At 67.4% G+C, this 22,658-nt stretch carries 22 protein-coding genes; 13 read left to right on the forward strand and 9 right to left on the reverse strand.

Annotated elements, in window-relative coordinates; translation table 11 throughout:
* Positions 1-243 precede the first annotated feature (243 nt).
* Together hpaB and AB0M65_RS12515 are read right to left on the reverse strand one after the other, a co-directional pair.
* Positions 244-1,704 carry a 4-hydroxyphenylacetate 3-monooxygenase, oxygenase component gene (hpaB, locus tag AB0M65_RS12510; protein WP_364025715.1) on the reverse strand — a complete coding sequence of 487 codons (1,461 nt, stop codon included), beginning with the start codon at positions 1,702-1,704 and terminating at the stop codon, positions 244-246.
* A 32-nt stretch (positions 1,705-1,736) separates the two neighbouring features.
* Complete coding sequence (locus AB0M65_RS12515; RefSeq protein WP_364025718.1) at positions 1,737-2,270, reverse strand: flavin reductase family protein; 534 nt, start codon at positions 2,268-2,270, stop codon at positions 1,737-1,739.
* 76 nt (positions 2,271-2,346) lie between these two features.
* Between AB0M65_RS12515 and AB0M65_RS12520 the strand changes: the two genes are divergently transcribed.
* Complete coding sequence (locus AB0M65_RS12520; protein WP_364025721.1) at positions 2,347-3,036, forward strand: helix-turn-helix domain-containing protein; 690 nt, start codon at positions 2,347-2,349, stop codon at positions 3,034-3,036.
* A gap of 34 nt (positions 3,037-3,070) precedes the next feature.
* Here AB0M65_RS12520 and AB0M65_RS12525 read toward each other — a convergent pair whose 3' ends face one another.
* Positions 3,071-4,444 (reverse strand): MFS transporter, encoded by a 1,374-nt coding sequence (locus AB0M65_RS12525; RefSeq protein ID WP_364025724.1) that lies wholly within the window; start codon positions 4,442-4,444, stop codon positions 3,071-3,073.
* A gap of 93 nt (positions 4,445-4,537) precedes the next feature.
* On the opposite strand from AB0M65_RS12525, the gene AB0M65_RS12530 reads away from it, so the two are divergent.
* The 6 genes from AB0M65_RS12530 to AB0M65_RS12555 are packed head-to-tail and all read left to right on the forward strand — an operon-like array spanning position 4,538 to position 10,878.
* Positions 4,538-6,022: a fumarylacetoacetate hydrolase family protein gene (locus AB0M65_RS12530; protein ID WP_364025727.1), complete on the forward strand. Its 1,485-nt coding sequence runs from the start codon at positions 4,538-4,540 to the stop codon at positions 6,020-6,022.
* Positions 6,004-6,675 (forward strand): GntR family transcriptional regulator, encoded by a 672-nt coding sequence (locus AB0M65_RS12535; protein ID WP_364025730.1) that lies wholly within the window; start codon positions 6,004-6,006, stop codon positions 6,673-6,675. The genes AB0M65_RS12530 and AB0M65_RS12535 overlap by 19 nt, the downstream gene beginning before the upstream one ends.
* A gap of 19 nt (positions 6,676-6,694) precedes the next feature.
* Complete coding sequence (hpaE, locus tag AB0M65_RS12540) at positions 6,695-8,200, forward strand: 5-carboxymethyl-2-hydroxymuconate semialdehyde dehydrogenase (RefSeq protein ID WP_364025733.1); 1,506 nt, start codon at positions 6,695-6,697, stop codon at positions 8,198-8,200.
* Positions 8,201-8,230: 30 nt separating this feature from the next.
* Positions 8,231-9,325 carry a 3,4-dihydroxyphenylacetate 2,3-dioxygenase gene (gene hpaD, locus AB0M65_RS12545; RefSeq protein WP_364025736.1) on the forward strand — a complete coding sequence of 365 codons (1,095 nt, stop codon included), beginning with the start codon at positions 8,231-8,233 and terminating at the stop codon, positions 9,323-9,325.
* Between the two features lie 9 nt (positions 9,326-9,334).
* Positions 9,335-10,120, forward strand: a complete 786-nt coding sequence (gene hpaH / locus AB0M65_RS12550) for a 2-oxo-hept-4-ene-1,7-dioate hydratase (RefSeq protein ID WP_364025739.1) — start codon at positions 9,335-9,337, stop codon at positions 10,118-10,120.
* The gene (locus tag AB0M65_RS12555; protein WP_364025742.1) at positions 10,105-10,878 is read left to right on the forward strand and encodes an aldolase/citrate lyase family protein; all 774 of its coding nucleotides are present in this window, start codon (positions 10,105-10,107) and stop codon (positions 10,876-10,878) included. The genes hpaH and AB0M65_RS12555 overlap by 16 nt, the downstream gene beginning before the upstream one ends.
* 102 nt (positions 10,879-10,980) lie before the next feature.
* Here AB0M65_RS12555 and AB0M65_RS12560 read toward each other — a convergent pair whose 3' ends face one another.
* From AB0M65_RS12560 to AB0M65_RS12570, 3 genes are all read right to left on the reverse strand, one after another.
* Positions 10,981-12,321: an MFS transporter gene (locus AB0M65_RS12560; RefSeq protein ID WP_364025745.1), complete on the reverse strand. Its 1,341-nt coding sequence runs from the start codon at positions 12,319-12,321 to the stop codon at positions 10,981-10,983.
* Positions 12,322-12,572: 251 nt separating this feature from the next.
* On the reverse strand, positions 12,573-13,541 hold the full coding sequence (locus AB0M65_RS12565; protein WP_364025748.1) for a VOC family protein: 969 nt from the start codon (positions 13,539-13,541) through the stop codon (positions 12,573-12,575).
* 27 nt (positions 13,542-13,568) lie between these two features.
* A complete protein-coding gene (locus AB0M65_RS12570; RefSeq protein ID WP_181772472.1) occupies positions 13,569-13,973 on the reverse strand; it encodes a hypothetical protein in 405 nt (134 codons plus the stop codon).
* A gap of 474 nt (positions 13,974-14,447) precedes the next feature.
* Between AB0M65_RS12570 and AB0M65_RS12575 the strand changes: the two genes are divergently transcribed.
* On the forward strand, positions 14,448-15,695 hold the full coding sequence (locus AB0M65_RS12575) for a YbiU family protein (protein WP_364025752.1): 1,248 nt from the start codon (positions 14,448-14,450) through the stop codon (positions 15,693-15,695).
* Positions 15,696-16,097: 402 nt separating this feature from the next.
* A complete protein-coding gene (gene abc-f / locus AB0M65_RS12580; protein WP_364025755.1) occupies positions 16,098-17,717 on the forward strand; it encodes a ribosomal protection-like ABC-F family protein in 1,620 nt (539 codons plus the stop codon).
* A 644-nt stretch (positions 17,718-18,361) separates the two neighbouring features.
* Here abc-f and AB0M65_RS12585 read toward each other — a convergent pair.
* Together AB0M65_RS12585 and AB0M65_RS12590 are read right to left on the reverse strand one after the other, a co-directional pair.
* On the reverse strand, positions 18,362-18,706 hold the full coding sequence (locus AB0M65_RS12585) for an MmcQ/YjbR family DNA-binding protein (protein WP_364025758.1): 345 nt from the start codon (positions 18,704-18,706) through the stop codon (positions 18,362-18,364).
* Positions 18,690-18,947 carry a hypothetical protein gene (locus AB0M65_RS12590; protein WP_364025760.1) on the reverse strand — a complete coding sequence of 86 codons (258 nt, stop codon included), beginning with the start codon at positions 18,945-18,947 and terminating at the stop codon, positions 18,690-18,692. The genes AB0M65_RS12585 and AB0M65_RS12590 overlap by 17 nt, the downstream gene beginning before the upstream one ends.
* Before the next feature lie 106 nt (positions 18,948-19,053).
* Between AB0M65_RS12590 and AB0M65_RS12595 the strand changes: the two genes are divergently transcribed.
* Positions 19,054-19,848, forward strand: coding sequence for a glycosyltransferase (locus AB0M65_RS12595; protein WP_364025762.1), 795 nt, complete (start codon positions 19,054-19,056; stop codon positions 19,846-19,848).
* Here AB0M65_RS12595 and AB0M65_RS12600 read toward each other — a convergent pair.
* A complete protein-coding gene (locus AB0M65_RS12600) occupies positions 19,766-20,362 on the reverse strand; it encodes a TetR/AcrR family transcriptional regulator (protein WP_364025765.1) in 597 nt (198 codons plus the stop codon). The two genes, AB0M65_RS12595 and AB0M65_RS12600, sit on opposite strands and share 83 nt — an antisense overlap.
* A gap of 93 nt (positions 20,363-20,455) precedes the next feature.
* Between AB0M65_RS12600 and AB0M65_RS12605 the strand changes: the two genes are divergently transcribed.
* From AB0M65_RS12605 to AB0M65_RS12615, 3 genes are all read left to right on the forward strand, one after another.
* Positions 20,456-21,859 carry a cytochrome P450 gene (locus tag AB0M65_RS12605; RefSeq protein WP_364025768.1) on the forward strand — a complete coding sequence of 468 codons (1,404 nt, stop codon included), beginning with the start codon at positions 20,456-20,458 and terminating at the stop codon, positions 21,857-21,859.
* Between the two features lie 9 nt (positions 21,860-21,868).
* Positions 21,869-22,243: a hypothetical protein gene (locus AB0M65_RS12610; RefSeq protein ID WP_364025771.1), complete on the forward strand. Its 375-nt coding sequence runs from the start codon at positions 21,869-21,871 to the stop codon at positions 22,241-22,243.
* A 91-nt stretch (positions 22,244-22,334) separates the two neighbouring features.
* Positions 22,335-22,652 (forward strand): hypothetical protein, encoded by a 318-nt coding sequence (locus AB0M65_RS12615; RefSeq protein WP_364025774.1) that lies wholly within the window; start codon positions 22,335-22,337, stop codon positions 22,650-22,652.
* The last annotated feature ends 6 nt before the right edge of the window (positions 22,653-22,658 follow it).

Consider the following 22,658-nt stretch of genomic DNA (forward strand, 5'->3'; position numbering starts at 1 on the left):
CTCCCCCTGCCGCCTCGTCCTGGCCATCGTCGATCAGGGCACCTGGATTTTTGCGCACCGATATGGCGGACTTGAACGGTCAATGGGGAGATTAACTCGAAGGTTGCAACGTGCTCATCGATTCGTGACGACGGAAATTTGGACAAATTCAGGACACATCTTGGCCGATTTCATCGGCGACGGGAAATCGCCGATGAAATCGCGCGCGCAGGCCGATCCATCGACGAAATCCGCGTCCGGCCGCTACTGCCCTTCCCGGTTCAAAAGTTCACGCACCCGTTCCTGTAACGCCTCCCGCGGGTACGCGTTCACCTGAGCACCCGCCATCCGCACCGGGTCACCGAAGAAGAAGTACTCGTACAGCGACTCGCGGCCGGCGAACCCGGAGACCGACGCGTCGAACGCCAGCTTGAACAGCCGCGCGCGGTCCTTCGCCGTCAGAGTGGCCGACTGGAGGTAGGTGTCGATGTCGGCGCGTCCCTCGGTCTCGAAGTCCGCCTCCCCCGGCAGGGCCATGAGACCGGACGCCGAGAACTTGCGGATGATCTCGGCCAGTCGCGGGGACACCTTGGTGGGATACCAGTTGCGGGCGGCGTTGAGGACTTCCCATTTGGGCAGGAAGACGCCGTCCTCGCTCACCGCGCCGTCGGCCTCGGCCGCGCGAAGGACGGCCTTCTCGATCTCGACGTAGGAGATCAGCTCCGAGAGGTCCTGCTGGATGTGCTGGAATCCGCCGATCCCGATCGCGTCGGCGATCTCACTGGCGAGCCCGAGGTAGAACTCGGTCTTGGCCAGCGTGCGAGTGACGACCTGGTGGGTCATCAGCGCACCCGCGCCGGTCTCGGCGTACCAGGCGTTGCACAGTTCCGGATGCCCCAACAGGAAAACGCGCTCGTTCGGGACGAACACGTCGTCGAACACCACGACCGCGTCCATCTCCTCGAAGCGCGACGCGAGCGGCTCGTCGAAATGCGAGCGGCCTTGGTCGAGTCCGGCGCGGCAGAAGTACTTGAGGCCGGGCGCGTCGTTCGGGACTGCGAAGGCGTAGGAGTACGGAGCATCTTCGGGGGTGCCACGCAGGACCGTCGACGGGAACACCAGGAGTTCATCGGCGATCGGGGCGATCGTGGCGAGCATCCGGGCACCGCGGATGACGATGCCGTCCTCCCGTTCCTCGATCACCTTGGCCGACAGCTTGCCGCCACCCTGCTGACTGCCGGACACCGACCGGTTGACCTGCGGCGGGATCAGCGTATGCGTTGCGAGGAGATCGTTCTCCCGTGCCATTTCGTAGTACTTCTCGATGCGCTCGCCGTAGACGGGATCGGCCTTGGAGAAGAACTTCTTCGCGGTCGAGAGCGCGGTGAGCGAGGAGTTCATGTAGTCGCCGGTGCGGCCGAGGAAACCGTTGGAGTACCGCGCCCACACGAAGAAAGCGGCACGGCGGCGCTTGAGGTCTTCCTCGGTGCGCGGCACCAGGAACGAGGTACCGACCCGCTCCCCCGTGGTCGGCGACTCGTAGGTCAGGACGTCGCGGTGCGCCGGATCGTGCTGGAGGTCGAACAGCTTCGCGTAGGTCAGCGCGTTGTTGCGGAACGCCGGATGCTCGGCGACCTTCGCCGTCACCTTCTCGCCGTCGACGTACAACTCCGGTGTCATCGCGTTGAGCTTGTCGAGGTACTGCTGTCCGGTACGGGCTCCCATGTCGGTACTCCTTTTCAGCGGGGACGTCTTGGTCAAAAGAGGGATTCGTGGCCTTGGGCGGATTCGTGGATCGTCGAGAACTGCCCGTCGACGAAGCCGAGCGCGTCGCCGGAGCGGTAGTCGAACTCCTGGACCTCGCCGAGGAACAGGGTGTGGTCGCCGCCGTCGTAGGCAGCCCAGGGAGTGCAGTCGAACCAGCTGAGGACGCCGCCGAGCCTCGGCGCGTGCCCGCCTTCGACCCACGTCGGCGCGCCTTCCGGGGTCGGCCGCCCGGCGAAGTTCATCGCGAGTGCCCGCTGTTCCGCGCCGAGGACGTTCACCGCGAACGGACATCCTTCAAGCAGGTCGTGGCTTTTCACGGTGCGCTGGATCGACACCAGGACGAGCGGCGGATCCATCGAGACCGCGGTGAACGAGTTCACGGTCAGCCCGTGCCGCTTCACGGTCCCGTCGGCCGTCGTGGCATCGAAGGTCACGACCGCGACCCCCGTGGCGAACCGGCCGAGACAACCGCGGAAGAACTGCGCGGGAGGCCGGTACAAATTCGACCCGGGCGAAAAACTCACCTCGCGTGACATCATTGTCCGAGTTCCTGTTCTATAATCGAACAGCCAGTTCAACTATCGAAATGGAACGTATACGATGGTCTCGGACTCCCGCAAGACCGCAAGCGCGTCCCAGACGCTCAGCCGCGGCATCCGCGTACTCGAAGTCCTTGCCGACGCCCAGGAAACCCTCAGCGTCGACCAGGTGGCCGAGCACCTTGGCGTACATCGGTCGATCGCGTACCGGCTCATCCGCACCCTTGAGGACCACGGCCTGGTGACGCGCGATCCGGCGGGCAGGATCGAACTCGGCGCCCGGCTGGCGGCACTGGCGGCGGGGATCAAGCACGACCTGCAGGCGGCCGCGCTACCCGAACTGACCGCGGTCGCGAACGAGCTCGGCATGACGTGTTTCGTGGCGGTTCGGGACCGCGAGGAATGCGTGACCCTGGTCAGCGTCGAACCCCGGCACGCCGTCGCGTCCGTCGCGCAGCGCCCGGGGTCCAGGCATCCGTTCACCGACGGCGCCCCCGGCCGCGCGATTCTTTCCCAGCTGCCGTCGGAGGATTGGCCGGACGAGGTACGGGAAGTGGCTGCCCGCGGCTACGCGGACAGCCACGGTGAGGTGATCGAGAACCTGAGCGCCGTGGCGGTGCCGCTCCCCCTGCGCGGTCACCAGCCCGCGGCTCTCGCGGTGGTCTATCTGTCGAGCACGAAGACCCCCGCCGAGCTCGCGGAACGGCTCAAGGCGGCGGCGAAAGCCGTCCGTGACGCTCTCGGCGGATGAGCGTCACGGACGGCCTGTCACTTTTCGAGCACCCTCACTTCGAGAACCGGAGCGGGCTGACCGCCTGCTCGGCTTCGTGGTCCGGGCCGAGCGGGATACCCGAACGGTCACGCAGGAGCAGTGTCGCGATCAACCCGATCACCGTCATCCCGGCCAGGTAGACCGCGACGGACAACGACGTCCCGGTCGCGCCGACCAGCGCGGTGGCGATGGTCGGCGCGAACGCGCCACCGAGGATCGCGCCGAGCGCGTAGGAGATCGAGACGCCGGAGAAGCGGATCGAGGCGGGGAACAGTTCCGCGTAGAACGCCGCCTGCTGGCCGTAGGTGAAGCCGAGGCCGACACTGAGAATGATCAACCCCAGCGCCAGCAGAACAACATTTCCGGTGTCCACCAAGGGAAAGAGGACGGCGACGCCGGCGAGTTGCGCGATCCAGCCCAGCACGTAGGTCCGCCGCCTGCCGATCCGGTCGGACACCGCACCCGCCGCCCAGGTCGAGACCAGCCAGGTCGCCGCCGACGCGGTCACCGCCCACAGCACCGGACCGCGGTCGAGCCCGATCGGGCCCTTCGGGTTGGTCGCGTAGTTCTGGATGTAGCCGCCGGTGGTCATGTATCCGACGGCGTTGTTGCCCGCGAAGACCAGCGCGGCCACCAGCACGAGAACGGCGTGCTTGCGGAACAGCTGCACGATCGGAGTCCGGGTCCGCTCACGGCGTTCGGCGATCTCCCGGAAGACCGGGCTCTCCTCGACGCGGCGGCGGACGTAATGCCCGACCAGGATCAGCCCGACGCTGAGCAGGAACGGGATCCGCCAGCCCCAGTCGAGGAACGCCTGGCCGGGGACGAGCAGGCTGGTCAGCGCCAGGACGCCGGAAGCGAGCAGCAGACCGAGTGGGACACCGATCTGCGGCGAAGCACCGAAGAGCCCACGGCGATTCGACGGCGCGTGCTCGACGGCCATCAGCACCGCGCCGCCCCATTCCCCACCCGCCGACACGCCCTGCAGGACGCGAAGCAAGATCAGCAGCACCGGCGCGAGGACGCCGACCTGGTCGAACGTCGGCAGGACACCGATCAACGTGGTCGCGGCACCCATCAAGATCAGGGTGAGTACCAGGACCACCCGGCGGCCGTACTTGTCCCCGAAGTGCCCGGCCAGGAACGCGCCGAGCGGGCGGAACAGGAAGCTCACCCCCACCGTCGCGAAGGAGACGAGGGTGCTGTTCGCGCCGAGGCCGGAGAAGAACAACTTGCCGAAGACGAGACCGGCCGCGGACGCGTAAACGAAGAAGTCGTACCACTCGACGGTGGTGCCCACGACGGTCGCGAACGCGACACGGCGCCGGTCGGAGGACGGCGGAGCGGTTCGGCCGGGCACGCGCTCGCCCTGCACTGGATTCGACACTTGGACTCCTTTGTCGTCGGCCGCCTTGCCACTGTGGCACGGAATCATATACGTTATTAGATACGAAGCAAGGGTCGAGGGATTCAGGGAAACATGGACACTTACGAGGCAACGGCGCCATCAGGACGCGGGTCCGGTCCGCTGGGCACCCGGCCGGGCAAGATCATCGCGGTCCATCTCAGCTACGCGTCACGGGCCGAACAGCGCGGACGACGTCCGGCGAACCCGTCGTACTTCTTCAAGCCGTCGAGTTCGCTCGGCACGTCCGGGGGCACGGTCGAACGCCCCGCCGGCACCGAACTGCTGGCCTTCGAGGGCGAGATCGCGCTAGTCATCGGCACCACGGCCCGCTGGGTCAAACCGGACAAGGCGTGGGACCACGTCGCGGCGGTCACCGCGGCCAACGACTTCGGGCTCTACGACCTCCGCGCCGCGGACAAGGGCTCCAACGTCCGTTCCAAGGGCGGTGACGGCTACACCCCGCTCGGCCCCGGCCTGATCGACGCGCGTGAGATCGACCCGGCGGCCCTGCGCGTGCGCACCTGGGTCAACGGCGACCTCGTACAGGAGGACACCGCGGCCGGAATGCTGTTCCCCTTGCGGCAGTTCGTTTCCGACCTCTCCCAGCACTTCACGCTCGAACCGGGCGACGTCATCCTCACCGGCACTCCCGCCGGGTCCACGGTGGTCTCCCCCGGCGACGTCGTGGTGGTCGAGGTGGACGTTCCTGGCACGGCGGCCAGCAGCGGGCGCCTGCACACGACCGTCTCCCAAGGCATCCGGGCGTTCTCCGACGTCGGCGGCCTGCCAGAGGTCGACGACAAGCAGCGCGCCGAGGCCTGGGGCACCTCCACTCCCGAGCCGGTGCGGGAGGCCGCCCCCGCCCTCGACGAGGAACTCCGGGCGAAGCTGCTGCGTGCTCCGGTCGCGGCCTTGTCCGCCCAGCTGCGCAAGCGCGGGCTGAACAACGTCGCGATCGACGGCGTCCGCCCCAATCTGCCCGGTGCGAAGATCGTCGGCACGGCAAGGACTCTGCGCTTCGTCCCGAACCGCGAGGATCTCTTCAAGTCCCACGGTGGCGGGTACAACGCGCAAAAGCGCCTGTTCGACTCGGTCGGCGCGGGTGAGGTCATCGTCATCGAGGCACGCGGGGACGCGGGCTCCGGGACGCTCGGCGACATCCTCGCGTTGCGGGCCAGGTACCTCGGCGCGGCCGGAGTGGTCACCGACGGCGGTGTCCGGGACTTCGGCGCCGTCGCCGAAACCGGGCTGCCGGTGTTCTCGCAAGGCGCGCATCCGGCGGTCCTCGGCCGCAAGCATGTGCCGTGGGATCTCGACGTCGCCGTCGCCTGCGGCGGCGCGACAGTGCTGCCGGGCGACATCATCGTCGGCGACGACGACGGCGTCATCGTCATCCCGCCGCACCTCGCCGACGAGATCGCCACCGCCGCGCTCATCCAGGAGGACGAAGACTCCTGGATCGCCGGGCAGGTGGGCCATGGCCGTCCGATCGAGGGGCTCTTCCCGCTCAACCCGTTGTGGCGGGAAAGGTATGAGGCATGGCAGAAGAAGCAGTAAAGACGGCCAGCAAATCCGAGCTCGCCTACGAATGGCTCCGTGAGCGGATCGCCCGGCACGAGTACGGACCGGGTTACCGGCTCGTCCTCGCCGAGATCGCCGGCGCGCTCGACATGAGCGTGGTCCCGGTGCGTGAGGCGATCCGGCGGCTGGAGGCCGAGCGGCTGGTGACCTTCGAGCGCAACGTCGGCGCGCGGGTGGCGATGGTGGACCAGAACGAATACGTCCACGCCATGCAGACCCTGGGTGTCGTCGAAGGAGTCGCCACCGCCCTTTCCGCGCCGAAGCTGACCGAACAGGACATCGCGGCGGCCCGCCGCGTGAACGAGCGCATGGTCGCGCTGTTGGACCACTTCGACGCCCACGAGTTCACCGCGCTGAACCAGCAGTTCCACTCGCTGCTGTTCGCGTGCTGCCCGAACCCGCAGATCCTCGAACTCGTGCACCAGGGCTGGACAAGGCTGTCCGGCCTCCGCGACTCCACGTTCGCGTTCGTCCCCGACCGTGCCCACCGGTCGGTCGAAGAGCACGAACAAATCCTCCGGCTGATCTCCGAGAAGGCCGACCCGCTCGACATCGAATTCGCCGCACGCAATCACCGCTGGGCCACCATGCAGGCCTTTTTGGACGCTCGAAAGCGCGCGAAGCACTGACAAAAATCGAGGAGGAATCTTGACCACCACGACTCCCCGGCCGATCCCGGACGGCGTCCCGGAGCGGATCCGGCACTACATCGGCGGAGAACTCACCGACTCGGCCGACGGCGCCGTCTTCGACGTGCTCGACCCGGTGACCAACGAGGTCTACGTGCGGGCCGCCGCCGGCAAGAAGGCCGACATCTATCGGGCCGTCGCCGCCGCACGGAAGGCGTTCACCGAAGGACCGTGGCCCAAGATGCTGCCGCGGGAGCGTTCGCGCGTGCTGAACCGCGTCGCCGACGTCGTCGAGTCGCGGGACAAACGGCTGGCGGCGCTGGAAAGTTTCGACTCGGGACTGCCGATCTCGCAGGCACTCGGCCAGGCGCGCCGGGCCGCGGAGAACTTCCGGTTCTTCGCCGACCTGATCGTCGCGCAGGCCGACGACGCCTACAAGGTGCCGGGCCGCCAGGTGAACTACGTCAACCGCAAGCCGATCGGTGTCGCCGGGCTGATCACGCCGTGGAACACGCCGTTCATGCTGGAGTCGTGGAAGCTCGCCCCCGCGCTGGCGACCGGGAACACGGTGGTGCTCAAACCCGCCGAGTTCACCCCGCTTTCGGCGTCGCTCTGGGCGGAGATCTTCGAGGAGGCCGGGCTGCCGCCGGGCGTCTTCAACCTCGTCAACGGGCTCGGCGAGGACGCGGGTGACGCGCTGGTGAAGCATCCGGACGTCCCGCTGATCTCGTTCACCGGTGAAAGCAGCACCGGCAGCCTGATCTTCGGGAACGCGGCGCCGTTCCTCAAAGGACTGTCGATGGAACTGGGCGGCAAGTCGCCTGCCATCGTCTTCGCCGACGCCGACCTCGAAACCGCGATCGACGCGACGATCTTCGGCGTGTTCTCCCTCAACGGCGAACGCTGCACGGCGGGCAGCCGGATCCTGGTCGAACGCGCGATCTACGACGAGTTCGTCCAGCGCTACGCCGAACAGGCCAAGCGTGTCGTCGTCGGCGACCCGAGCGATCCGGCCACCGAGGTCGGCGCGCTGGTGCACCCCGAGCACTACGACAAGGTCATGAAGTACATCGAGATCGGGAAGACCGAAGCCACGCTGGTCGCCGGCGGCGGCCGCCCGGACGGCTTCCCGACCGGGAACTACGTGGCGCCGACGGTGTTCGCCGACGTCAAACCGGACGCCCGGATCTTCCAGGAAGAGATCTTCGGCCCGGTCGTCGCGATCACGCCGTTCGACAGTGAACAAGAAGCGCTGGAGCTGGCGAACAACACGAAGTACGGGCTCGCCGCCTACGTCTGGACCAACGACCTCAAGCGAGCGCACAACTTCGCGCAGTCCGTCGAGGCCGGGATGGTGTGGCTCAACTCGAACAACGTCCGGGATCTGCGCACGCCGTTCGGCGGAGTCAAGGCGTCCGGGCTGGGGCACGAGGGCGGCTACCGCTCGATCGACTTCTACACCGACCAGCAGGCGGTGCACATCAACCTCGGCGAGGTGCACAACCCCGCCTTCGGCAAGGGCTGACCCGTTCCTCCGTCCACAAAGGATGCCGCAATGACCTCCATCCCCACGCCGTCCTCACCGCCGCCGGACGTGCTGCGCTGCGCGTATATGGAACTCGTCGTCACCGACCTGGCACGCTCGCGCGCGTTCTACGCCGACGTCCTCGGCCTGACCGTGACCGACGAAGACGAGACCACGGTCAGCCTGCGCACGCTCGACGAGTTCATCCACCACAACCTCGTGCTGCGCCAGGGCCCGGTGGCCGCGGTCGCGGCGTTCTCCTACCGCGTGCGCTCACCGGAGGACCTGGACAAGGCGGTCGCGTTCTACACGGAGCTGGGCTGCCGGGTCGAGCGCCGCGAGGACGGGTTCAACCGCGGCATCGGCGATTCGGTCCGTGTGCAGGACCCGCTCGGCTTCCCGATCGAGTTCTTCCACGACGTCCAGCACGTCGAACGGCTCGGCTGGAGCTACGACCTGCACCTTCCGGGCGCGCTGGTCCGGATCGACCACTTCAACCAGGTCACCCCGGACGTCCCGCTCGCGGTGAAGCATATGGAAGACCTCAACTTCCGTGTCACCGAAGACATCCAAGACGATCAGGGCACGACGTACGCGGCCTGGATGCGCCGCAAGCCGACTGTGCACGACACCGCGATGACCGGTGGCGACGGGCCCCGGATGCACCACGTCGCGTTCGCCACGCACGAGAAGCACAACATCCTGTCCATTTGCGACAAACTCGGCTCGCTGCGGATGTCGGACCATATCGAACGCGGCCCCGGCAGGCACGGCGTCTCGAACGCCTTCTACCTCTACGTGCGCGATCCGGACGGGCACCGCGTCGAGATCTACACGCAGGACTACTACACCGGCGACCCCGACAACCCGGTCGTCACCTGGGACGTGCACGACAACCAGCGCCGTGACTGGTGGGGCACGCCGGTGGTCCCGTCGTGGTACACCGACGCGTCCCTCGTGCTCGACCTCGACGGCAAGCCGCAACCGGTGGTCGCCCGCACCGACGACAGCGAGCTCGAAGTCACCATCGGCGCCGACGGCTTCTCCTACACCCGCAAGGGCGAGGACGAAGGCGAACTGCCGTCGTGGAAACAAGGCGAGTACAAACTCGGCAACCAGCTCTGAGGCGGGGACATGCTTGACCAGGAAACGATCACCGCGATCGCCGACGAACTGGCCGCCGCCGAGGCGGCCCGCGAGACGATTCCGCTGCTCACGGCGCGCTATCCGGACATGACCGTCGAGGACTCCTACGCCGTGCAGAACGAATGGCGGCGCCGGGGTATCGCGGCGGGACGTCGTCCCGTCGGCCGCAAGATCGGGCTCACGTCGAAGGTCATGCAGGCGGCGACCGGGATCACCGAGCCGGACTACGGTGCCATCTTCGCCGACATGGTGTTCGAGAACGGCTCGGTGATCGAGCACAGCCGGTTCTCGAACGTGCGCATCGAAGTCGAACTGGCCTTCGTGCTCCGTGATTCCCTTTCCGGACCGGACGCCACGGTGTTCGACGTGCTGCGCGCGACCGAGTACGTCGTGCCCGCGCTGGAGATCCTGTCCTCGCGTATCGAGATGGCTGGCCGGACCATTGTGGACACCATCAGCGACAACGCGGCGATGGGCGGGATGGTCTATGGCGGCAACCCGGTCGCCGTGGACGCCGTCGACCTCCGCTGGGTCTCGGCGTTGTTGTATCGCAACGAGACCATCGAGGAATCCGGTGTCGCCGCCGCGGTGCTGAACCACCCCGCGAACGGTGTCGCCTGGCTGGCGAACAAACTCGCGCGACACGGGGACAAACTCGACCCGGGTGACATCGTGCTGGCCGGGTCGTTCACCCGGCCGATGTGGGTGCACCCCGGCGACACCGTCACCGCCGACTACCGGGACCTGGGGGCGATCACATGCCGCTTCGTCTAGCGCCGACGTTCCGGGAGCGCCTGGCCGAAGCCACCCGGCCGCGGATCGGCATGTGGGTCACCTCGGGCAGCCCGGTGGTGGCGGAGATCTGCGCGGGCTCCGGGCTCGACTGGCTGCTCATCGACACCGAGCACTCCCCCGTCGGGCTGGAAACGGTGCAATCGCTGCTGCAGACGATCGCCGCCTACCCGATCACGCCGATGGTCCGGGCCCCGTCGGGCGACGCCGTCGCGCTCAAGCAACTGCTCGATCTCGGTGCGCAGAACCTGCTCGTGCCCATGGTCGACAGTGCGGCGGAAGCGGAGGCCGTCGTGCGCGCCGTCCGGTATCCGCCGCGAGGCGTACGTGGTGTCGGCAGCGCCCTCTCCCGGTCCGCGCGCTGGAACCGGGTCGAGGGCTACCTCCCGAACGCCGACGAGTTCACGTCACTGTTCGTCCAGATCGAGTCGGCAGCGGGTGTCGCGGCCGCCGCCGAGATCGCCGCCGTCGACGGCGTGGACGGTGTGTTCGTCGGACCGTCCGACCTGGCCGCCTCGATGGGGCTGCTCGGACAGCAAACCCACGCCGACGTGACCGCGGCCGTCCTCGGCACCTTCGAAGCCGTCCGGGCGCAGGGGAAACCAGTGGGTGTCAACGCTTTCGACCCCACGCAGGCCCAGCACTATCTCGACGCCGGCGCCTCATTCATACTGGTCGGCGCCGATGTCACCCTGCTGGCCCAGGGCTCGGAGGCCTTCGCGCGGCGGCATCTGGCTTAGTGTCCGGGGGCTGTTCCGTCGCCGTTTCCCGGTGACGGACGCCGCGCCCTGAGCTCGGGGTTTGTTCATGAAGGAATTGGGACATTGAGTGTCCCGATTCCTTCATGAACAGGCCAGCGTTACCACCTTCGGCAGTCGAGTCGCCGCGACAAAGCCTCCGGCGGCCACAAGAACGACAAAGACGAACACGACGCCGAACGCCAGCACCGGCCTCGACTCGAGACCCGCCAGCACGGCACCGGTCACCGCGACACCCGCGACCGCGCCCACCTGTCTCACTGTGTTGAACAGGCCCGAGGCACCTCCCGCGTCGGCCGGCTCCACGGACGCCATCGCGATCGCGGACAGTGGCGACCAGGCGATGGCGTTGGCAGCGCCGAGAATCGCGGCTCCGATAGTGATCCACCAGGGATTCAGCTCCAGCACCACGACGACACCCGTGATCAGCAGGCTGAACGTCAGCAGGCTCATCCCGAGAATCGCCGGACGGCGACCGCCCGCGCGATCGACCCATCGGCCGGCCATCGGTGACAGGACGATGGCGACGACGGCGTCCGGCGCCATGACCATCGCGGCCTCGAAAGGTCCGAAGCCACCCACTTCTTGGATGTAGAGCATGGTCGGCAGGGCCATCGCGAGTACCGCCGCGCCCAGTGACGCCATCGCGAGACTGGCCGACAAATACCCCGGCGAACGGTAGAGGCGCAGCGGGGCGAGAGCGTCCGGGCCTTCGGCGCGCTCGCGGCAGTAAAAGAGTACGAGCAGTACGACGGCCAGGCCGACCGCGGGCAGCGATAGAGTGCGCCAGGACAGCAGGGCCCACACGAGAAGGGTCAGTCCTGCCGTGCTCAGCGCGGCGCCGAGAAGATCGAAGCGGGTGGCGGTGCCCCCGCTGCCGGGGATCAGCCGGATTCCCATCACCACCGCGATCCCGCAGAGCGGCAGGTTGACCCAGAAGATCCAGCGCCAATCGAGGCTCGCCGTCAGCAGCCCACCCAGAACGGGCCCGAGCAAGGTGGCGGCAGCCGCGACGGAGCCCCAGATCCCGAAGGCGCGACCCCGCTCGTTTTCGGCGAAGAGCCGTCGGATCAGCGTGAGCGGCTGAGGTGACATCGCGGCCGCCGCCAGGCCCTGCAGGACCCGGAAGGCGATGAGCCAGCCGATCGACGACGCGAGCCCGCACAACGCGGACGCGAGGCCGAATCCCGTCATGCCAAGGAGGTAGACGCGTTTCGGGTCGAACAGATCACCGAGCCTGCCTGCGACGAGCAACGGAACGGAGAACGCCAGCAGATAGCCTGCCGTCACCCAGAACAGCCCGGCGACGTCGCCGCCGAGGTCGCTCTGGATGCTCGGACTCGCCACGGCGACGATCGTCGTATCGAGCAGGAGCACGAAGAATCCCGCCAGCAGCGCCGCGAGTCCGCCCCACTTGCCGGTCACCCGTCCACCCGATTCATCTCGCCTGCCAGCGCGGCCCATACTGGCGTAAGTCGATCTCGGGAACAAGGGCAGTGGTCAGGTAGGTCGTCGCTAGTGTCGCGTGACCCTGCTTGCCTTACGCCGCTGCGGCCCACGCGGCCCCTGGCCGCGTCGAAGAAACCCCTGGTACAACCAGTACAAGCGGCTTTTCTTCGTCTTGCCAGGAACCACGTGGATCCACAGCGGACGCAAGGCAGCAGGATCACGCGACACTAGACACGCCGGAACACGATAGCCGCGCCGAGTGCCTCGGCCGCCGGAACGAACGGTGCGCCGTCCGCGGTTCTGCCGAGTGAGAACCCCTTCTCCCGCAAGAACTCCTCAGCGGCGGAGAGGTCACGGACGCCGACAGCGCACGCCACCATGGCCGGCAGTACAGCCGGGCGCTCACCCGGCAGCAACTCTTCCAGCCGGGAGGCGGGCACCAGGGTCAGGCGCCCGGCATCGAGGTCGAAGGCCCACGCGGGTCCGTCCGGACGGACCGGGCCACCGAGATAGCGCTCGTAGCGCGCCACGACCGTCGTGAGTTCGTCGTCGGCGACGCACAGCACCGCCTCTACCAAGGCGATCGCCCCGTTGGGGTGCTCCGAAGACCGGCTGCCCTGTATCTCGCCGTCAAGGTCCGCGACCACGCCGACCCGGCCTTCCTCCACCGAACCCGGGCGGGCCCCGGCGCCGTCGATCTCCAGGTACCGGACCGTTTCGACCACGGTGCCCGTTTCGGTCTCGACCGGGCGCTGTACCGAGTTCACGCCTCCATGCCCGACCTCGGACGCGGTCAGCCGCGTCGCGACAGCGTCGATGTCGGGCGACGAGAACATCAGGATGTGCAGGCCCTCGAAGCGATCCAGGCAGGCCGCCAGATTCGCGCTGGTCGTGGCGATCCGCTCGACGATGACCGGCAGCACTTCGGGTGGCGCCGTCAGCGGGACGACGTTCGCGTCGGGCGGCACCACAGCGCCTTCGCGTACCGGCGTGGCGAGTTCGAGAAACCCGTCCGCGAAGTCGGCGTGCGTGTTCGCCGCGCCGAACGGCTCCGGTTCGCCGCCTTCGCCGCGGGCCATGGCCGGATAACTGGGTGGTGCCACCATGAATCCCAGCCGCCGGTAGCGCTCCAGCGCGGCCGACAGGTCGCCGACGACGTGGCCGACATGGTGCAGACGTGCGATGTCGCGTTCCATGCCGGCCAGCCTAGAGGCGGTGCCTGCTCAGTAGTCGTCGCGACCGGTGAATTGCTGTTCCAGCAGTTCGGCCGAACCTGCGACGAGTTCGAGTGGATCGGTGAACTCGTTGATGTCGAGGTTCACCAGCGGCAGGGAATGGCGCAGCACCAGGTGTTCACCCATCACCACCAGCCCTCCGACGACGATCGTGTTGCCGATCTCGGTCAGCACGGTCGCCAGATCCACCTCGTCGATCCGGGCGAACGGGGTCGCGATCTGCACCCAGTCCTCACGGCGGTCGAAGATCTCTCGCGCGATGACCACGGTTTGGGCCCGCTCTTCGTAATCGTCGTCGCCATAAGACAACCGGATTCGAATTTCGTCCGGTTCGTCCTTTACCACCCGATATTCGTGTCTTACGAACGCGACCAGATCGGCCCATTCCGCCATGAATTCAGTCTCCCTCGCAGTCGAAGATCAAGACTAGCGACTTCGAGGATCCGGAGGCCGGGCTCAGCCCGACATCACCCGGACAGCGGCGGTCCATGCGTGGTCCAACGCCGAATGCGTAGCCCCGTGGAGTGAAGCGAGTGTGCCGAGCCCGCCGTGAGCAAGCCGAGTGGGACTCGGCGGGAGCGCGGCACGCACCGGTTCCAGCATCGTCGGGCCTGTCCCCGATGTACAGCCCGACACCGAGACCCGCACCCCCGACTGAACCACCTCGACCGCGAGTACTTCGACCCGCCGACCCCTCCTGGAACAATACAAATCGCTCAAACCGGACGCCCGGATCCCGAAAGTCCTTTGTGGATGGTCCAGGAGCGCCAGGACACTGGCGAGTCCGCTGCCGCCGCCAAATCCGCCACACCCCCTGCCTTACCCTCAATAGTAAGGTGACATCACCAAATCACCGGAGGTTCAGCGATGACCCTGACCACCGAACTCCCCCAGGACATCCCGGCCGCCATCCGCGAAACGAAGGCCCGGCTCCGCGCCCGCGTCGGGGACGTCGCGGGCGCGTTCGCGAGGGCCGAAGCACTCATGCGCGCCGAAGTCGCCGACATCGTGGCCAAGCGCGAAAGCGGCGAAGAAGTGTGGCCGGTCGTCCGGTTCGAAGACGTCGCCGCCGGGACGGTACCGGGCGACCTCGTCGGCGCCATCCGCCGCCGCGGCTGCGTGATCGTCAAGAACACCTTCCCCCGTGAACGGGCCGAGGCCTGGGACCGCGAACTCGAGGATTACTTGGGACGCAACGAGTTCGAGAAGACCTACCGATACCTCGACGACCGTGTGTTCGGCGGGCTCGGCGCCGGCAAACCGGCGATCTTCCCGATTTACTGGTCTCGTCCGCAGATGGAGGCCCGTGAAGACGCCAATATGGTGGCGGTGCGTGGTTTCCTCAACGGCTTCTGGAAGCACGAATCCGAGGGCCGCGTGTGGTTCGACCCCACCCGCGACACCGCCTACCCCGACCGCGTCCGCCGCCGCGCCCCCGGCACGAACTCCCCGGGCCTGTCCGCGCATACCGACTCGGGCTCGGTCGAACGCTGGCTGCTTCCCGCCTACCAGAACGTTTTCCGCCACGTCTTCGACGGCGACCTCGATGCCTACGACCCGTGGGACGGCGCCTACCGCACCACGGTCAACGAGTTCCCGTCCACCGTGATGTGCTCGGCGTTCCGTACCTTCCAGGGCTGGACGGCGTTGTCCGACATGCGGCCCACCGAGGGCGTCCTGCACGCCGTCCCGATCCCGTCGGCGATGGTGTATCTGCTGCTGCGCGCCCTTCAGGACGACGTCGCCGAAGACGACCTCTGCGGTGCCGCGAACGGAGAAGCCCTGCCGGTGAACGAACGCTGGCACGCGCCACTGCTACCCGCGCTCACCCCGATCCCCGAAGTCGAACCGGGTGACACCGTCTGGTGGCACGGTGACGTGATCCACTCGGTCGGCGAAGTCGAGGACCAGCAGGGCTGGGGCAACGTCATGTACATCCCCGCCAGCCCGCACTGCGAGAAGAACGCCGCCTACGCCGCACAATGCGGGGAAGCGTTCCTCGCAGGCGCCAGCCCTGGCGACTTCGCCGCCGAGCACTACGAAACCGGCTGGACCGGCCGCCCGACCCCGGACGAACTCGGCGAGGTCGGGCGGCGGCAGCTCGGTTTGGCCTGACGTGCGTTATCCGCCGGTCGGCACCTCCGCTCGCGCTTCCTGCGACGTCAGCGGACGCAGCGACAGCGTGTACTCGTAGGTGCTGTCCGAGCACCGGGAATCGCAATGGAAAAACGAAAATGAACCGGAAGTCGTACTGAGCACCCCCCATTCATGCCTTTACCGGCGTCACCCGGCGGGGATTGCCGTGGCCCGCCCCGGCAGGTCTTGTTATCGTGGGGACCGGACCCGATCAAACGAGCAGGGAGACCAGACGTGGCAGGTGAAGACGACATCTCCGGGTGAGCCGGAGTTGCCAGGCCACCGGCGGTAACGCCGAGGTGGCCATTTCGTCGTCCCCTCAACGCCACGTCCACCGCGGTGCAGCCTTGAGGCGCCCGCATTCTTTGCGAGGTCTTCTCCATGTCAGACGCCTTCGTCGTCGTGTCCAACCTTTCCTTCGCCTGGCCGGATGACACGCCGGTCTTCGACGACCTTTCCTTCACCGTGCCCGGTGGCCGCACCGGCCTGGTCGCGCCCAACGGGGCGGGCAAGAGCACGCTCCTCAAGCTGATCGCCGGCGAGCTGCGGCCGCTCGCCGGGAGCGTGTCCGCACAAGGCGTCCTCGGCTATCTGCCGCAGTCGCTGCCCCTTACCGCCGAGCTGACGGTGGCCGAAGTGCTGAGTATCGCGCCACAGCTCGCGGCGTTGAACGCCATCGAGTCCGGCGACGCGAGCGACGAGCACTTCACCACCATCGGCAACGACTGGGACATCGAGGAACGCACGCGCGCCCAGCTCGACCGGCTCGGCCTCGACGGCATCGCCCTGGACCGGAGCCTGGACACACTGAGCGGCGGGCAGGGCATCTCCCTCGGCCTGGCCGCGCAACTGCTGAAGCGGCCGGACGTCCTGCTGCTGGACGAACCGACCAACAACCTTGACCTCGACGCCCGCCGCAAGCTCTACAGCGTGCTCGAAGACTGGTCCGGCTGCCTGCTGTTGGTGAGCCACGACCGGGAACTGCTCGACCGGATGGACCGGATCGCCGAACTCGATCGCGGCGATCTCCGGTACCACGGCGGGAACTTCACCCAGTACGAGGCGGCGGTCAAGGCCGAACAGGAAGTCGCCGAACGCACTGTCCGCAGCGCCGAACAACAGGTCAAACGCGAGAAACGAGAGATGCAGCAGGCTCGCGAACGGGCCGACCGGCGAGCGAGCAACGCGTCCCGCAATCTCGGCAACGCCGGTCTGCCGAAGATCTTCGCCGGCACCATGAAACGCAACGCCCAGGAATCCGCGGGCAAAGCGAACGAGACGCACGCCTCACGGGTCAGCGACGCGAAGTCCCGCCTCGACGAGGCCGAGCGCTCGCTACGCGACGACCAGAAGATCGCGTTGATCCTGCCGGGCACGAACGTTCCGGCGGGACGGACGGTCTTCCACGGCGAGCACATCCAGGTCCGCTACGGCGATCGGCCCGTCTTCGCGGGCGACGGGGTGGACCTGACCATCCGCGGCCCCGAACGGATCGCGCTGACCGGCGGCAACGGCACCGGGAAGTCGACGCTTCTCCGAGTCCTGAACGGCGACCTCACGCCCGATAGCGGCGTGGTGAAACGCGCGGAGGGCCGGATCGCGTATCTCTCGCAACGCCTGGACCTGCTGGACCTCGACCGCACCATCGCCGAGAACTTCGCGACGTTCGCTCCCGGACTACCCGAGTCGCAGCGGATGACGTTGCTGGCGCGGTTCCTGTTCCGGGGCGCGCGCAGCCAGCTTCCTGTCGGCGTGCTGTCCGGCGGTGAACGACTGCGCGCGACACTCGCTTGTGTCCTGTTCGCCGAACCCGCGCCTCAGCTACTTCTGCTGGACGAGCCGACGAACAACCTCGACCTGATCAGCGTCGGGCAGTTGGAAAGCGCGCTGGGCGCTTATCAGGGGGCGTTCGTGGTGGTGAGTCACGATGAACGGTTCCTGACCGAGATCAAGGTGGACCGGCGGATCCGGTTGAGCAACGGGGCTCTTGTGGAGTCTTGAGGTCGGCTGGCTGGCCTGTTCATGAAGGAATTGGGACACTCAACGTCCCAATTCCTTCATGGACAAACCCCGAGGTCGAGTCGCACGAACCCTCACCGGCATACCTTTAGTGTCTTTGCCCCTTGGAAAAGAAAAGGTCCCGCTTCCGCTCAGCGAAGGCTGGGGGTTCCTGCGAGCGGAAGCGGGAGTTTGTGGTCGATACGGTGGGCCGCCTCTCGGCGAGTGGCACATCACAGCTCCGGCCGAACCGGTATTCCATGAAGGCGAAGGTTGAGGCCCGGGGGCACCATCCGTATCGACACTCTCTACAACGCACACACCCGCCAAAAGTTCCCCGGAAGCAGACGTGACGCTCGTCAACACACGAATGCGGTAACGAATAAACAAATAAACCCGCTCCCGCTCAGCGTAGGCCTGGGGGTTACCTGCGAGCGGGAACGGGAGCTAAGGGTCGATACGGTGGGCCGCCTCTCGGCGAGTGGCACATCACAGCTCCGGCCGAACCGGTATTCCATGAAGGCGAAGGTTGAGGCCCGGGGGCACCATCCGTATCGACACTCTCTACAACGCACATACCCGTGAAATGTTCCCCGAGACCCGGCAGGCGAACAGTGACCCACGTCAACACACGATCGCAGTAACGGTCAGCAGGGCGGCGGAATCAGCGCGACCAGTTCCTCGGGGGCGGACAGGCGCCAGGCCTCGTAGACCAGTTCGGTCAGTTCGTCGGACTCGATGCCGTCGAGGTGGACCACGACCCAGCCGAATCCCCCGGTCGTGAACTGCACTTCGAAGACGTCCGGTCGTTCGGAGACGAGTGCTTCCTGCTCCGACAGTGTTTGCTTCAGGCCGACGGTCTGGGTTCGCGGCCAGTAATACCCGAAGCGCTTACCGCGCACGCTGTACGACTCCCACTCCGTCGCGTCGGAGCGCGCGACGTCCGCGAGCGCTCCCAGCATCCGGTGGAACTCGTCACTCGACACACTCACCTGAAACCCCCAAACTCGGCGGCCACAGTGTAAACGCACTGGACGACAAGATCAGGAGCGCGCCAGGGGAGGGCACCTTCAAGTTCACCTCTGGCCAGGAGACCGCCGTCATCATCGCGCTGATCGCCGCGGTCGCGATCGTCAATGCCTGCGACCTCATCGCACGCGCGATCGCGACCAACCGTTCGGTCACTGTCACCACGGCGGCCGCCGCACCGGCGAAGCCCAGCGAAAACGGCACGGCTGCGAAGATCGCGAGACTCGAAGCGAGACGGGCCGACATGGACACGGAGCTGGCGGAATTACGCAACGGCGGTTGAGCCACCTCCCGCGGGTAGGTTTCCCTCGTGCCTGTCCTGAGCGTGATCACCCCGGTCCACCCGCCGAGCCTGCCGTACCTGACCGAGGCCTACGAATCCCTGGCCGCGCAGGAACTCCCGGCGGGCTGGACGTGGGAATGGCTGGTGCAGGAGGACGGCGAGACCGGTCTGCTCGACGACGTCCTCCCCGCCGACAAGCGGGTGCTGCCCGGTTCGGGCCGCCGGGGCGGCCCTGGTGTGGCGCGGATGATGGCGTTGTCCCGCTCCCGGGGGGAGCTGATCAAGGCACTTGACGCGGACGACCTGCTCGCGCCGGGCGCACTCGCGCGGGACATCGCGGCACTCGGCGACCCTTCGATCGGCTGGACCACCTGCCGGGTCCTCGATCTCCTGCCGAACGGGACCACCGTCGGCTTCGACAGCGACCCTGAAGAAGGACCGATCGAACGCGGCGCGATCCTCCGGTACTGGCGGCGCAACGGTTACGTCTCGTCCGTGGTGGCCGGGACGCTCTGCGTCCGCCGCGACCTGTTGCTGGAACTGGGTGGCTGGATGGCGCTGCCCGCGTCGGAGGACACCGGCCTCGTCCTCGCCGCGAACGCCGTCTCGGACGGCTATTTCCTGGCCACCTGCGGGATGTACTACCGGAAGTGGGCCGGGCAGGTCACCCGGTCCGCGGCGCACAATGGCGACGCCGAGCGGCTCGCGCGGATGAGGCTGATCGGGGAACGTGCCGAGATCATGCTTGAAAGCCGACGATGTCGAGCAGCGCCTTCGCGCACAGGTCACGGATCTGATCCCGGGCCAGCTTCCGGTACTTGAGCCAGTCGAGGCAAACCGCGACGACGAAGGCCAGCCAGCCCCGGACGGCCACCCGCAGGGTCTCGGGCGGGTCGCCGTCCGGGCAGAGGGCAGCCAGGATCCGGCGGCCCTGTTCGGCGAAGTTCCGGTCGAGAACGTCACGGACGTCGTCGACCGCGATCGCCGTGCCCGCGTGCAGGGCCCGGTAGCCGTCCTCGTTCGCCTCGACGTAGCGAAGGTACGCGTCCAGGCCCGCGTTCAGCTGCGCCTCGACCGGCAGCGACGGATCGGCCCTGGTCATGTCGAGCAGCCGCTCACCCTCGGCCTTGATGACCTCGGTGACGAAGTCCCGTTTCGTCGGGAAGTAGTGGTAAAGCAGCCCCCTGGACACCTCGGCGATGTCGGCGACCTGCTCGATCCACACGTCGTCGTACGGCCGTTTCGCGAACAGGCTGGCCCCGATCCGCAGCAGCTGTTCCCGCCGCTGGGCGGTAGTCAGCCTGCTGCGGGGCCTTCCAGAAGCACTCGGCGCCATCCGGCCATCCTACTTACTTGACACGAGTTCAGTAACGGGCCACGCTCGCTATTGGATGTCGATTCAACAGCGTCGTTCACCAGGAGGGGCCCGATGGCCACCGCACTCCCCCATCCCCCACGCCGGATCCCGCTGATCGGCGACGTACTCGGCGTCTCGCCGAAGACCCCGGTCCAGGACTCGATGCGGCACGCCGCCGAACTCGGTCCCGTTTTCGAACGCAAGGTGTTCGGCCGGGGCATCGTGTTCGTGCACGGTGCCGGCATGGTCGCCGACCTCTCGGACGAGAAGCGGTTCGCGAAGCACGTCACGCCCGCGATCTCGAACCTGCGCCCGCTCGGCGGCGACGGGCTGTTCACCGCGCACAACGAGGAACCGAACTGGCGGCGTGCGCACGAGATCCTCGCGCCTGCCTTCAGCCGCAACGCGATGCAGCGCTATCACCCGGCGATGCTGGCGATCACCCGTGAACTGCTGGACACCTGGGATCGCGGCGGCCAGGTCGACGTCGCGGACGACATGACCAAGCTGACACTGGAGACGATCGGGCGGACCGGATTCGGCTACAGCTTCTCGTCGTTCGAACGTGCCGAGCCGCATCCCTTCGTCGCCGCGATGGTCCGGACACTGCGGCACGCGCAGCGGACGGTGATCCAGCCGCCGGTCATCGGCCCGCTTCTCAACCGCAAGGCGAATCAGCGCAACGAAGCCGATCTCGCCTTCCTCCGCTCCGTCGTCGACGAGGTCGTCGAGGCACGCCGGAACGACACGAGCACCGACGACCTGCTCGGTCTCATGCTCAACACCACTCAGCCGAGTACCGGGGAGGCGCTGGACGGAGTCAACATCCGGAACCAGATCATCACCTTCCTCATCGCCGGGCACGAAACCACGTCGGGCGCGCTGTCGTTCGCCCTGTACTACCTGGCGAGGAATCCGGACGTCCTCGCCCTCGCGCGGTCCGAAGTGGACAAGGTCTGGGGCGAGAACCCGGATCCGTCCTACGAGGAGGTCGCCAAGCTCCGCTACGTCCGTCGCGTGCTCGACGAGGCGCTGCGGCTTTGGCCGACAGCGCCCGCGTTCGCCCGTCAGGCCAAAGTGGACACCGTCGTCGGTGACACGTACCCGATGAAGAAAGGCCAGTGGGCACTCGTCCTCATCCCGGCGCTGCACCGCGATCCCGTCTGGGGTGACGACCCTGAGTCGTTCGATCCCGACCGCTTCGCCCCGGATCGCAACCGTGCCCGCCCCGCCCACGTCTACAAGCCGTTCGGCACCGGGGAGCGTGCCTGCATCGGACGGCAGTTCGCCCTGCACGAGGCGACGCTCGTGCTCGGCATGCTGCTGAGCCGGTACGACCTGCGCGGCGACCCGTCCTACCGGCTGAAGGTGCAGGAACTGCTGACGCTGAAGCCGGAAGGATTCAAACTCGACGTCTCACTCCGCGACCGCGCGACGGTGGCCGTTCAGGCGGGCGCGATCTCCCCGGCACCCTAGACTTCCCGCATGGCGCTCGAACCCACCTTCTCGGCAGAGGTATTCCGCGAAGCCGCGTCGCGGCCGGACATGCCGCCGCGGCTGGCCCGCGCCGCCGACGCCGTCCTCGAGGGCAAGTTCACCTGGGAAGACGTCGCCGCGGGTACTTGTGACCACCCGCTGGCGCTCGCGCTGTTCGCCCCCAAGGCCAAGAAGACCCTGTGGCCGGCACTGACCACGATCGAGACCGAGCTCGCCGCCGGGGAAGAGCCGGAGGAGACACCGCCACCACCACCGGCTCGTCCGCGGCGGGCACCCGTCGCGGACGAGGATTTCAGCGAAATCACCTACCTGGAGGACCTCGCCGAGCAGCCCGGTCACCCAAACTGGCCGGGCAGGCACTGAAGCACGCGGCCGGGCTTTCGGAAACCGCTCACCGTGACCGCCGGATCCGGTACCGTGACCGCACCAAGTAGGTGTGACATGGAGGGGCGAAATGACACATAGCGGGGGTTTCAGCGTCGAGGTGGCCGCTTTGCGGCGGGTCGCGTCCCATCAGGAGAAGGGCCTCCCTGGCATCTCGAGTGAGATCGGGGACTCGGCCAAGTCCATGCGCGACCTCTATGTCCAGCCGCAACGCTCCTTCGGCGGCGACTCGGCCGGCGTCTCACTGGGACAGAAGCGGAACGAGCTGCTGGCCGCGCTGATCACCGGCGGCATCGCGGTCTCGGACTCGCTGGAGCTGGCCGCGGAACGCCTCGACGTCGTCGCCGATGCCTACGAGCGCATCGAGCGCGAGATCACCGGGAAGTAGGCGGAC

This window comes from Amycolatopsis sp. NPDC051071 (genome assembly GCF_040682875.1).
Classification (GTDB): domain Bacteria; phylum Actinomycetota; class Actinomycetes; order Mycobacteriales; family Pseudonocardiaceae; genus Amycolatopsis.

Excerpts from the sequence above, each read along its gene's own strand:
- AB0M65_RS12535 (WP_364025730.1), top strand. The coding sequence starts at position 6,004 with ATGGCAGAAGAAGCAGTAAAGACGGCCAGCAAATCCGAGCTCGCCTAC.
- hpaD (WP_364025736.1), top strand. The coding sequence starts at position 8,231 with ATGACCTCCATCCCCACGCCGTCCTCACCGCCGCCGGACGTGCTGCGC.
- AB0M65_RS12610 (WP_364025771.1), top strand. The coding sequence starts at position 21,869 with ATGGCGCTCGAACCCACCTTCTCGGCAGAGGTATTCCGCGAAGCCGCG.
- AB0M65_RS12570 (WP_181772472.1), bottom strand. The coding sequence starts at position 13,973 with ATGGCGGAATGGGCCGATCTGGTCGCGTTCGTAAGACACGAATATCGG.
- hpaH (WP_364025739.1), top strand. The coding sequence starts at position 9,335 with ATGCTTGACCAGGAAACGATCACCGCGATCGCCGACGAACTGGCCGCC.
- AB0M65_RS12600 (WP_364025765.1), bottom strand. The coding sequence starts at position 20,362 with ATGGCGCCGAGTGCTTCTGGAAGGCCCCGCAGCAGGCTGACTACCGCC.
- AB0M65_RS12530 (WP_364025727.1), top strand. The coding sequence starts at position 4,538 with ATGGACACTTACGAGGCAACGGCGCCATCAGGACGCGGGTCCGGTCCG.
- AB0M65_RS12605 (WP_364025768.1), top strand. The coding sequence starts at position 20,456 with ATGGCCACCGCACTCCCCCATCCCCCACGCCGGATCCCGCTGATCGGC.
- AB0M65_RS12615 (WP_364025774.1), top strand. The coding sequence starts at position 22,335 with ATGACACATAGCGGGGGTTTCAGCGTCGAGGTGGCCGCTTTGCGGCGG.
- AB0M65_RS12555 (WP_364025742.1), top strand. The coding sequence starts at position 10,105 with ATGCCGCTTCGTCTAGCGCCGACGTTCCGGGAGCGCCTGGCCGAAGCC.
- AB0M65_RS12565 (WP_364025748.1), bottom strand. The coding sequence starts at position 13,541 with ATGGAACGCGACATCGCACGTCTGCACCATGTCGGCCACGTCGTCGGC.
- hpaB (WP_364025715.1), bottom strand. The coding sequence starts at position 1,704 with ATGGGAGCCCGTACCGGACAGCAGTACCTCGACAAGCTCAACGCGATG.
- AB0M65_RS12575 (WP_364025752.1), top strand. The coding sequence starts at position 14,448 with ATGACCCTGACCACCGAACTCCCCCAGGACATCCCGGCCGCCATCCGC.
- AB0M65_RS12520 (WP_364025721.1), top strand. The coding sequence starts at position 2,347 with ATGGTCTCGGACTCCCGCAAGACCGCAAGCGCGTCCCAGACGCTCAGC.
- abc-f (WP_364025755.1), top strand. The coding sequence starts at position 16,098 with ATGTCAGACGCCTTCGTCGTCGTGTCCAACCTTTCCTTCGCCTGGCCG.